Genomic DNA, 12235 nt, shown 5'->3' with positions numbered 1-12235 from the left:
AGTGACCACGTACCCGCGCTTACTCGTGATCGGCAATCGGGTTGAATGATCTTTGTGAGGACGGCGTACAGGGTTCGGGCTTACCCGGCCCCCGAACAGGCGGCCCAGTTGGGCCGCACCTTCGGGTGCGTGCGCCTGGTGTGGAACAAGACCCTCGCCGAGCGGCACCGCGCCTACCACGCGCACGGCAGAAAGACCTCCTGTAGGGAGGCCGATGCCGCGCTGACGGCATGGAAGAAGACCGACGAGCCGGCGTTCCTGTCTGAGGTGTCGAGCGTGCCGTTGCAGCAGACACTTCGGCACCAGCACACCGCGTATGCGAACTTCTTCGCCGGGCGTGCGCGCTACCCGCGTTTCAAGCCCCGCAACGGCCGCCAGTCGGCGCACTACACGCGCAGCGCTTTCCGCCTGCGCGGCGGCAAGCTGACTCTGGCGAAGCACACCGCGCCGCTTGAGTTCGTGTGGTCCTGGGACGACGAAACCCTCGCAACGCTGAATCCGACGATGGTGATCGTGTCCCGCGAGCCGGATGGCCGCTGGTATGTGACCTTGGCCGTGGACACCGACGACCCCGAACCGCAGCCCGAGACCGGCAGCGCGGTCGGGGTGGACCTGGGTGTGAAGGACTTTGCTGTCCTGTCGACAGGCGAGAAGATCGCCAACCCGAAGCATCTGGACCGCAAGGCCCGCAACCTCGCCCGCTACCAGCGGCAAATGGCCCGCAAGCAGAAGGGCTCGAACAACCGCCGCAAAGCCAAGACCAAGGTCGCACGGGCACACCGCGAAATCCGGTGTGCCCGCACCGACTTCCTGCACCGCACCACCACGAACCTGGTGCGCGAGCACGACGCCATCGCGATCGAAGACCTCAACATCGCCGGAATGGCCCGCTCCGCGAAGGGCACCGTGGCCAAGCCTGGCCGTAACGTGCGCGCCAAATCCGGATTGAACCGTGCCGTGATGGACGCGGCGTTGGGCGAGTTCCGGCGGCAACTGGAGTACAAGACCACCCGCGCGGGCAAGACGCTGGTCGTCATCGACCGCTGGTACCCGTCCAGCAAGACGTGCTCGGCCTGCGGGCACCTGCTGGAGAAGTTGAGCCTTTCCACCCGGGCATGGACGTGCCCGGGATGCCGCACCCGGCACGACCGGGACATCAACGCGGCGAAGAACATCCTTGCCGCTGGTCGAGCGGTAGCCGGGAAGACCCCCGGCGATGCCTGTGGAGCTGACGTGAGTCCGCAAGGGTCCTCCCTTCGGCAGTCGGCGGTGAAGCAGGAACCATCGGGCGCCAGCCCGATGGCAATCCCCGCCCTTTAGGGCAGGGAAGAAGTCAAAGTTCCTCGGTCCCTTCTGCGGCTGCGGGGTAGGGGTCCTCAATCGCCGTCGAGCTCCCGGCCGAGTGCTTCGAGCAGTTCGTCCACGCCCGCCTCGCCCAGGTCGTCGCCGGACGGGTTGGCGCCGGTCCCGGAGGCGTCGGCGGCCTGGGCGACCGGGCGTAGCGCGGCGAGCATCCGTTCCAAGCGCTGTACCAGCTCTTCCCGCTCGGTTGCGGGCACCTCGGGCAGGGCCGCTTCCAGCGCGTCCAGCCCGGCGAGGGCCGACGGCGCCTCCCCCCGGACCTCGGTGCCGAGCTCGGCGTCGAGGAAACCGGCGACCGCGGAGGCGTTCGGGTGGTCGAAGACCAGCGTCGACGGCAGGCGGAGCCCGGTGGCCGCGTTGAGCAGGTTGCGCAGCCGGACGGCCGCCAGCGAGTCGAACCCGAGCTCCTTGAACGGCGTGGTCGCGCGCACCGCCTTCGGGTCGTCGTGGCCCAGCACGGTCGCGGTGCTGGTGCGGACCAGGCGCACCAGCTCCGCCGTCCGCTCGGCACGCGGCAGACCCGCCAGCCGGTCGCGCAGGCTCTCCGTCTCCGGTTCTCCGGCCCGCTCGCTCGGCGCGGTCGTGACGATGCGGTCGAGCAACGGCCGGGGCCGGGCGGCGGTGTAGGACTCGGCGAAGGCGGGCCAGTCCACGTCCGTCACGACCACCGCCGTCTCCCCGGAGGCCAGCACCCTGTCCAGGGCGGCGAGGGCGCGCGGTACGGGCATCGCCCGCACACCGCGCTCGCGCAGGAACGACACGGCCTCCTCGTCGCCGGTCATGCCGCCCGCCGCCCACAGCCCCCACGCCACCGACGTGGCGGGCAGGCCGCGGCCCCGGCGGTGCCGGGCGAAGGCGTCCAGGAACGCGTTGCCCGCGGCGTAGGCGCCCTGGCGGGCGCTTCCCCACACCCCGGCCCCGGAGGAGAACAGCAGGAACAGCTCGGCGTCCGAGCACAGCTCGTCCAGGTGCACCGCGCCCCCGGCCTTGGCCGCGACCACCTCGTCGAAGGCGGCCTCGTCCATGTCGTTGATCGCGACCTGCTGCGGCAGTCCCGCCGCGTGCACCACACCGCGGACGACGTCGCCCTGCTCGATCAGGCCGTGCACGAGTTCCCTCACCGGTTCGCGGCTGCTGACGTCGCACGCGTGCACCGACACCCGCGCGCCGAGCCGGGTCAGCTCGGCGGTCAGGTCGCCGACGCCCTCGGTGTCCGGGCCTCGCCTGCTGACCAGCGCGAGGTGTTCGGCGCCGCGACCGGCGAGCCACCGGGCCACCTCCGCGCCCAGGCCGGCGGTGCCACCGGTGACCAGGATTGTGCCGCCCGGCACCGCGTACTCCGAGGTGGCGGTGACGTGGGCGGGGGAAAGCCGCCGCGCACGCACGGCGTCGGCGCGCACCGCGACCTGGTCCTCCGAGCCGGCCAGCACCGCGGTGAGACGGCCTCGCAGTTCCGGGTCCGGCATGTGCGGCAGGTCGACGAGGCCGGTCCAGCGGGGCCCGCGTTCCAGGGACGCGACCTGGCCCAGCCCCCACAGCTTCGCCTGGTCCGGGCGGGCCACCGGACTGCCCGCGTCGACCGCGCCGAAGGTGACCGTCCACAGTGGCGCGTCGATGCCCTCGGCGTCGAGTTCCCGCACCAGCACAAGGGTTTGCACCGCACCATCGCCCTCGAGGGCGAGCAACGACACCACGCCCGCGCAGTCACCGACCAGCCCGCCGACGCCGCGCGTGACCTCCGGTTCGGCGCCGGCCTCGGCGAGCGCGGACCGCACCTCGACGGTCCAGCCGTCCTCCTCGTGCCCCTCGGGCACCACCACGAGCCAACGGCCGCGCAGCGCGGCAGGTTCGGAGCGCGGCACCTCGGTCCAGTCGACCCGGTAGAACCAGCCGTCGAGCTCGTCACGAGGGGTGGTGCGGTCCGGCAGCAGCCAGAACCGCTTGCCCTGGAAAGGATAACCCGGCAGGTCGACCAGTCCGGCCCGGCCGAGCACCGCTTCCCAGTCGACCGCGACACCGCGCGTGTGCGCGTCGGCGAGTGCCGTGAGGAAGCGGTCGGCGTCGCCCGCGTCGCGTTCCAGCGTCCCGAGCACCGCCGCGTCCGACTCGGCGTCGTCGAGGGTCTCCTGGACGCTCGACGCCAGCACCGGGTGCGGGCTGACCTCGATGAACGTCGCGTATCCCTGGTCGGTCAGCGCCTGCACGGCGGAGTGGAACTCCACCGGGTGACGCAGGTTGCGGTACCAGTAGCCCGCGTCCAGCTCGGTGCCGTCGAGGAAGTCGCCGGTCAGGGTGGAGAAGAACGGCACCTCGGCCCGTCGCGGGGTGATCCCGGCCAGCGCCTGGACCAGTTCGTCGCGCACGGGCTCGACGTGCGCGGTGTGCGAGGCGTAGTCCACCGGGATCGCGCGGGCGCGGATGCCCACGCCCTCGCAGTACTCCAGGAACTCGCGCGCCGCCTGGGCGTCACCGGCCACCACCACGGCGTCGGGGCCGTTGACCGCGGCGACCTCCAGCCTGCCGGTCCAGCTGTCGTCGGCGAGCAGCTTCTCGACGTCGGAGCGGCCGCCGCGCACCGAGAGCATGCTCCCCCGGCCCGCGACCGCACGCACCGCCCTCGACCGGCGGGCGACGACGCGCATGCCGTCCTCCAGCGACAACGCTCCCGCCACCACCGCGGCGGCGATCTCACCCTGCGAGTGCCCTATGACGGCCGAAGGAACGGCACCGCAGGCACGCCACAACCGCGCCAGCGACACCATCACCGCGAACAGCACCGGCTGCACCACGTCGACCCGCTCCAGCGACGGCGCGTCCGGACGTGGCTCCAGCACCTCGGACACCGAGAATCCGGCCACCTCCGACAACACCGCATCGCACTCGGCGATCGACTCGGCGAAGACGGGAACCGGCAACAACTCCCGCGCCATGCCTTCCCACTGGGCACCCTGCCCAGGGAAGACGAACACTGAACCACCGTCGGAGGCACTGCCGGTGACAACACCGGGAACCACCGCGCCGTCGGCCACCGCCCGCAACCGGTGCACGGCCTCGGCGGTGTCGGCGGCGAGCACCGCGGCCCGCTCCTCGAAGTGCTGGCGGGCCCGCGCCATCGTCCAGCTCACGTCGGCCGGTGCGATCCCGGGATGCGCGGCGAGGTGGTCGGCGAGCCTGCCGGCCTGCGCCCGCAACGCCGCCCCGGTCCTGGCCGACAGCACGACCGGCACCACCCCGGTCGCGGGCAGCATGCGTCGCGGTTGCGGCACGGGCTCCGGTTCCGGCGGCTCGGCGATGATCACGTGCGCGTTCGTCCCGCTCACCCCGAACGCCGACACACCTGCCCGGCGCACCCCGTCCGCGGCGGGCGACCACTCCCGCACGCCGTCTGCGAGCTCGATCTCGCCGGAGGACCAGTCGATGAGGCCCGACCTCTCGCCCCGGCACAGCATCGGGGGCACCACACCGCGTTCCAGGCCGAGCAGCACCTTGATCACGCCCGCGACACCCGCGGCCGCCTGCGCGTGACCGATGTTCGACTTCACCGAACCCAGCAGCACCGGGCCCGACGACCCGCGCGACTTGCCGTAAGTAGCCAGCAACGCCGACGCCTCCACCGGATCGCCCAGCCGCGTACCGGTCCCATGCGCCTCCACCACGGCCACATCCGCGCCCGTGATCCCCGCACGCGCCCACGCCCGGCGGATGACCCGCTGCTGCGCGACGCCGCTCGGAGCGGAGAGCCCGTTGCTCGCGCCGTCCTGGTTCACCGCGGACCCGGCCACCACGCCGAGCACGCGGCGGCCCTCCCGCCTGGCGTCGGACAACCGCTGGAGCACGACGAACGCCGAACCCTCCCCGAGACCGAATCCGTCGGCCTCGTCCGAGAAGGGCTTGCACCGGCCGTCCGGCGAGAGCGCGCCCTGGCGGGAGAACTCGGTGAACACCTCCGGACCCGCCATCACCGACACACCACCGGCCACCGCAAGACCGCAGTCACCGTCACGCAACGACCCACACGCCGTGTGCAACGCCACCAACGACGACGAACACGCCGTGTCCACCGTCAGCGCGGGACCTTCCAGCCCCAGCACGTAGGCGATGCGTCCCGACGCGACGCTCGCGGTGTTGCCGGTGAGCAGGTACCCGTCGACGCCGTCCTCCGGGCGCGGACGCCCGGTCGCGTAGCCCTGGTGGGACATGCCGACGAACACGCCGGTGTCGCTGCCGCGCAACGTCTCCGGTGGGATGCCCGCGCTTTCCAGCGCCTCCCACGTCGTCTCCAGCGCCTGGCGCTGCTGCGGGTCCATCGCCAGCGCCTCGCGCGGCGAGATCCCGAAGAACGCCGCGTCGAAGTCACCGGCGCCCGCCATGAAGTTGCCGTGGGCGCGGCGGGTTCCCGCCGCGTCGGAGGCCATCAGCTCGTCGGGGACCCAGCCCCGGTCATCGGGGACCTCCGCCGCGGAGTCGCGTCCCGAGGTGATCAGCTCCCACAGCCGCTCCGGGGAGTCGACCTCCCCGGGCAGCCGGCACGCCATGCCGACGATCGCGATCGGCTCGTCGACGGGGGCCGTGGTCGCCGGTGCCGCCTGCTCGGCTCCGGTCGCACCGCCGAGTTCGGCGGCCAGGTGCGCCGCCAGCGTCCGCACGTCGGGGTGGTCGAAGACGGTCGTCGTCGGCAGGCGGACACCGGTCGCGGCGCCGAGCCGGTTGCGCAGCTCAAGCGCCGACAGCGAGTCGACGCCGAGTTCCGCGAAGGCCTGGTCGGCGGGCACCCGCTCGGCCGAGGCGTGGCCGAGGACGGCGGCCGCGTGCGAGCGCACGAGCTCGAACAGCGCTTTCTCGCGCTCCGGCGCGGGCAGCGACGCCAGCGCGCCCACCCGCGGTTCGGCCGCCGCCTGCGGCGCAGCCCGCCGCGCGTCGTCGATCTCGTCGAAGAGCCTGGTCGGCCGCTGCGCGGTGTAGGCGAGCAGGAACCGGTCCCACCTGACGTCGATGACGATCGGGCAGACCTCGGCGCGGTCCAGCGCGTTCTGCAACGCCCGGCAGGCCGTCTCGGGAGGCATCTCGATGACGCCGTGCCTGCGGAAGCGGTCGGCCACCGGGCCTTCGGCCATCCCGCTGCCCGCCCACGTCCCCCACGCCACGGCGGTCGCGGGGAGTCCGTCGCTCCGCCGCTGCTGGGCGAGGCCGTCGAGGTAGGCGTTGCCGGGCGCGTAGCCGCCGAGCCCGGGGGCGCCGAAGGCCGAGGCGAAGGACGAGAACAGCACGAAGGCGGTCAGGTCCAGCTCGCGCGTCAGCTCGTGCAGGTTGCGCGCGCCGAGCACCTTGGCGCGACTTGCCCGCTCGATGCGCTCGCCGGTGAGGGTGTCCACGGTGCCGTCGTCGAGCGTGGCGGCGGCGTGGAACACCGCCGAGAGCGGGACGTCGTCACCGATGCCGCCGAGCAGCTCGCGAACCGACTCGCGGTCGGTCACGTCGCAGGCCGCGACGGTCGTCCGGGCGCCCAGCGCCTCGAGCTCGGCGACCAGTTCGCCGGCGCCGTCCGCGTCCGGCCCGCTGCGGCTCACCAGCAGCAGGTGGGGCGCGCCCCGCCGGGCGAGCCAGCGCGCGATCTGCCCGCCGACACCGCCCGTGCCACCGGTGACCAGCACGGTTCCGGTGGGTTTCCACTCGTCATCGGTCGCCGGGGCCGCCGCGCGCACCCACCGGCGTCCGTACACCCCGTCGGCGCGCAGCGCGAGCTGGTCCTCACCGGCGCCGCCGGACACGACCGCCGCGAGGTGCCGGGCCAGCTCGGCGACCGACCCCGCGGGCACGTCGACCAGGCCGCCCCACACGGCGGGGTTCTCCAGCGCGATGACCCGCCCGACGCCCCACAGGGCGCCGTGGGCGGCGTTGCGGACGCGTTCGAACGGCCCCGTCGCGACGGCGCTTTCCGTCACCGTCCACAGCGGACATCCGAGTTCGGCCGACACCATCGCCTGCACGAGGCTGAGCGTGTCCGCCAGCGAAGCCAGCGCGAGCGGCGCCTCCTCCGGCTCCGCTTCGTCCACCGCGAGCAGGGACAGCACTCCTGCCACCTCGCCGACCGAACGAAGCCGCTCCGCGAGTTCGTCGCGACCGCAGCGGGCGTCCACGACCAGTTCGCGGACCCGCGCCCCGGCCGACTCCAGGGCCTCCCGAGCCGCGGTGCTCGTCTCGTCCGCGGTTCCGGCGTACTTCGCCACCAGCCAGGTGCCGTCGAGCCGGGCGGGTTCACCGGCACCGGTGGGCCGCCACTCGATGCGGTAGCGCAGCGCGGAAACCTCGTCGACCTCGGTGGACCGGCGCGCCACCGGCTTCGGTTCGAGCCAGACGCGCTCGCGCTGGAACGGGTAGGTGGGCAAGGGCACCCGGCGTGCTCCGGTGCCCAGGTGCACCGACTCCCAGTCCACCGCGACACCGGCGGCGAACGCGCGGGAGAGCGCTTCGCCGAAGTCCGCGAGGCTGCCGTCACCGCGGCGCAGCGAATGGATGGCGGAGAGGTCGGCGCCCGATCCGTCGCCGATCTCCTCGATCGCGGCGGTGAGGATCGGGTGCGCGCTGACCTCCAGGAACGTGCGATATCCCTGCTCGGCGAGCGCACGGACGGCGTCCGCGAACCGCACGGTGCGGCGCAGGTTCCGGTACCAGTACCCGGCGTCGAGCTCGTCCGGCTGCGTCCAGCGCCCGGTGACGGTGGAGAAGAAGGGCACGAACCCCGGCAGCGGGTGGAAGTCCTCTCCCAGCTCGGCGTGCAGTGCGTCTCGGATCGTCTCGACGTGCGAGGAGTGCGACGCGTAGTCCACGGCCAGCCGCTTGGCGCGGATGCACTCGGTGGTGCAGGAAGCGACCAGCCGGTCCAGTTCGTCGCTGTCGCCGGCGACCACCACCGAGCGCGGACCGTTGACGGCGGCGATCTCGACGCGGTCACCGATTCGCGCGCGGACTTCGCCGGCCGGAGCGGCGATCGAGGCCATGCCCTTGTTCCCGGGCATGGTGGCGATGACGCGGCTGCGCAGCGCGACCACGCGCGCGGCGTCGTCCAGCGAGAGCGCGCCCGCGACGCACGCGGCGGCGATCTCGCCCTGGGAGTGCCCGATGACCGCGGCCGGCTCGACGCCGTGGGCTCGCCACATCGACGCCAGCGAGACCATGACCGCGAACATCACGGGCTGCACCACGTCCACGCGCTCGGTCGACAGCGCCGCGTCCTGCTCCCGCCTCGCGGCTTCCGCGCGCAGGAACGGGATCACCTCGAAGTCCAGATGCGGTTCGAGCGCGTCGGCGCACTCGCGCAACGCGGCTGCGAAAACCGGGGAGGTGTCGAGCAGGTCGACGGCCATGCCCGCCCACTGCCAACCCTGCCCGGGGAAGACGAAGACGGCGCGCTGCTGCGCCCGGCTCGTTCCAACGGCGGCACCGTCGGCGTTTCCCGTCGCGAGACCGTCGAGCACGCGCAGCGCGGCGGACTCGTCGACGGGGGCGAAGGCGGCGCGGTGGGGCAGCGCGGCCCGTCCCGTCGCGAGCGAGTACGCGATGTCGCGCGGGTCCTGACCGGGGTGCTCGCGCAGGTGCGCGGCCAGCCGCGCCGCCTGGGCGCGCAGACCTTCCGCGCTGCTCGCCGAAAGCACCCAGGGCGCCACGACGTCGCCGGCCTCGACCCGCTCGCCTTCGACGACCTGCGGAGCTTCCTCGATGATGGCGTGCGCGTTGGTGCCGCTGATGCCGAACGACGAGACCCCCGCCCGGCGCGGTCGCGCGCCGGCGGGCCACGGCTCCGGCTCGTCGAGCAGGCTGATCGCACCGGATGACCAGTCGATCTCCTTCGACCGCTCCGATGCGTGCAGAGTGCGGGGAAGGGTGCCCGCGCGCATCGCCAGCACCATCTTGATCACGCCGGCAACACCGGCGGCCGCCTGGGTGTGGCCGAGGTTGGACTTGACCGAGCCCAGGTGCAGCGGCTGCTCGCGGTCGCGCCCGTACGCCTCGAACAGCGCCCGCGCCTCGATCGGGTCGCCGAGTCGGGTACCGGTGCCGTGCGCCTCGACGGCGTCGATGTCGGCGGGCCCGAGACCGGACTCTGCCAGCGCCTGCTGGATGACCCGCACCTGCGCCCGCCCGTTGGGCGCCGACAGCCCGTTGCTCGCGCCGTCGGAGTTGACCGCCGTCCCCCTGAGCACGGCGAGCACCGGGTGGCCGTTGCGGCGGGCGTCCGAAAGCCGCTCCAGCAGGAGCATCCCGGCGCCCTCGGCCATGCCGAAACCGTTGGCGCCGGCGGAGAAAGCCTTGCACCGGCCGTCCGGCGCCAGCGAGTTCATCCGGCTGAAGTCCACCAGCATGCCGGGCGTCGGCATCACCGTGACACCGCCTGCCATCGCCAGCGACGACTCGCCGCGCCGCAGCGACTGGCACGCCAGGTGCACCGCGACCAGCGAGGACGAGCACGCGGTGTCCACGCTGATCGCCGGGCCCTCCAGGCCGAGCGTGTAGGCGATGCGGCCGGAGGCGACGCTCGTGGTCGTACCGGTCATCAGGTAGCCCTCGACGCCTTCGCCGCCCTCGGCCAGCCGCGGGCCGTACTCCTGCGGGATCAGGCCGACGAACACGCCAGTGGGCGAGGCCTGCAACGAGGTCGGCGGGATTCCCGCCCGTTCCAGCACTTCCCAGGAGAGCTCGAGCATGAGCCGCTGCTGCGGGTCGACGGCCAGCGCCTCGCGCGGGGACATGCCGAAGAAGGCCGGGTCGAACGCGGTCGCCTCGGTCAGGAAACCGCCGCCGCGCTGGTGCGCGGTGCCCGAGCGCGTGGGGTCGGGGTGGAACAGCGAGTCCAGGTCCCAGCCGCGGTCGGTCGGCAGTCCCGCGACCGCGTCGCGGCCCTCCGACAGCAGCTCCCAGAACTCCTCCGGGGTGCTCACACCGCCGGGCAGCCGGCAGGCCATCGCGACGACCGCGACCGGTTCGCCGGGCGCCGCTTCGTTGGTCCGCGCGCGGGTTTCCCGTTGTGCGACCTCGGTTCCCGCCGCGAGTGCTTCCGCGAGCGCACGCGGAGTCGGGTGGTCGTAGAGCAGGGCGATGTTGACCTCGCGCCCGATCGCGGCGCTCACCTTGGCGCGCAGCTGCGCGGCCAGCACCGAGTCCAGCCCCAGCTCGCGGAACGTGGCCTCGGCGTCGGCTTCGCGGCCCGCCAACGCGGCGGTCTCGCCGTTGACGACCGCGAGCAGCCGCTCGCGCAGCACGTGCGGTGGCGCGTTCCAGTCGACGCCGGACTCGGCCGGCTCGTCTTCCTCCTCGGCCGGCGCGAACTCCGGCAGAGAGCCGGGTTCGGCCCCCACGTCGTCGTAGGCGGCGGTCCAGTCGACGGCCACGCCGCCGGTGAACGCCTGGGCCGCGGCCAGCAGGAACCGCCGCATGCCGCCCTGCCCGCGTTGCAGCGTCGGGACCACCGCGGCCGAGGAGCCCTCGGCGTCGAGCGTCTGCTGGAGCGCGGCGGCCAGCACCGGGTGCGGGCTCGCTTCGACGAACGTGCCGGGACCGACCTCCAGGGCGGACCGGATCGCCTCGTCGAAGCGCACCGGCAGCCGGAAGCTGCGGCGCCAGTAGTCGGCCACCAGCTCCCGCGTGTCGACCGCACCTCCGGTGAGGCTGGCGTAGAAGGGCACCTCCGAGCCACCGGGCGCGAACCACGCCAGGGCCGAGCGCATCCCCTCGGCGATGTCGTCGACCTGCGCCGAGTGCGCCGCCATCGACACATTGATGACCTGTGCGCGGACCCCCTCGGCCGAGAGCTCCTGGACCCGGCGCGCGACCGGTTCCGGCGACCCGGTCAGCAGAACCGAGCGCGGACCGTTGACCCCGGCCAGCACCACGTCGTCGTCCCACCGGGCGATGCGCGGCTCGATCTCGTCGGCGGAGAGCGCGACGGCTGCCATGTCGCCGTTGCCCACCAACGGAATCATCTCGCGGCTCCACAGCGCGGCGGCGCGCGCGGCGTCGGCGGCACCGGCCGCACCGCACACGTGCGCGGCGGCCAGCTCGCCGATGCTGTGGCCCACCACGGCGTCGGGGGTCACGCCGAAGGAGCGCCAGAGCGCGGCCAGCGACGTCTGCACCGCGAACAGGGCGGGCTGGACGACCTCGACGCGGCGCGACTGCTCGGGAGAGTCCAGGACCTGCGCCAGCGTCCAGTCGGTCACGGGCTCGAACGCCCGCGCGCACGCGTCCATCGCGGCGGCGAAAACCCTTGACTCGCCGAGGAGTTCGCCCGCCATCCCGGCCCATTGCGCGCCCTGGCCCGGGAAGACGAACACCACCGGCGCGGACGGCCGGGCCACGCCGCGGACCACCGAGGCGTGCGGCCGGCCGTCGGCGACGGCGGCCAGGCCGTCGAGCAGCTCGGAGGTCGAGGAGGCGACGACGACCGCGCGATGCGGACCGGCGTCCGCCTGCTCGTCGTGCGCGAGCGCGGCCCCGACACCTTCGACACCGGCATCGGGAAATCGATCGAGATGTGCACGCAATTGGCGCGCACGGGCCCGCAAGGCGGATTCATTGCACCCCGACAGGGGCCACGGACGAACGATCCTCCCAGGTTGTGCAGTCCGACTGTCGGAGAGCTTTGACAGGTCCGCCACGCGTCCCCCTACTCGACGACCACGCAATGGGCGAACAATATAGGAAGGATCAAGAGGTTGACATCGCCTCGTCGAGCCAACGAACCTGTGAACATCTGCATGTTGACAAGATCAACGGCGGCTACCTACTGTGGTGGCCCAGTGACGGGTTGCCGCACATCGCGCTGGGGAGATTCTTTGAATTTCGCCCGTAGCACCGACCTGGAAAGCGAGCAAATGCT

Annotated in this window: 2 protein-coding genes; one reads left to right on the top strand and one right to left on the bottom strand. The window is 73.0% G+C overall.

The features are described 5' to 3' along the window. The first annotated feature begins 45 nt into the window (after nt 1-45). On the top strand, nt 46-1320 hold the full coding sequence (locus SACE_RS03540; protein WP_197537724.1) for an RNA-guided endonuclease InsQ/TnpB family protein: 1275 nt from the start codon (nt 46-48) through the stop codon (nt 1318-1320). A gap of 56 nt (nt 1321-1376) precedes the next feature. On the opposite strand, the gene SACE_RS37365 is transcribed toward SACE_RS03540, so the two are convergent. Then, complete coding sequence (locus tag SACE_RS37365; RefSeq protein ID WP_143538063.1) at nt 1377-11921, bottom strand: type I polyketide synthase; 10545 nt, start codon at nt 11919-11921, stop codon at nt 1377-1379. Nucleotides 11922-12235: the final 314 nt, after the last annotated feature.

The organism is Saccharopolyspora erythraea NRRL 2338, from assembly GCF_000062885.1.
Classification (GTDB): Bacteria; Actinomycetota; Actinomycetes; order Mycobacteriales; family Pseudonocardiaceae; genus Saccharopolyspora_D; species Saccharopolyspora_D erythraea.
The sequence above is the reverse complement of the archived record's forward strand: the minus strand, read 5'-3'. Positions and strand labels throughout refer to the sequence as shown.

What these genes read in the sequence shown, in the direction of transcription:
- SACE_RS03540 (WP_197537724.1), top strand. Translation starts at nt 46, where the DNA reads ATGATCTTTGTGAGGACGGCGTACAGGGTTCGGGCTTACCCGGCCCCC.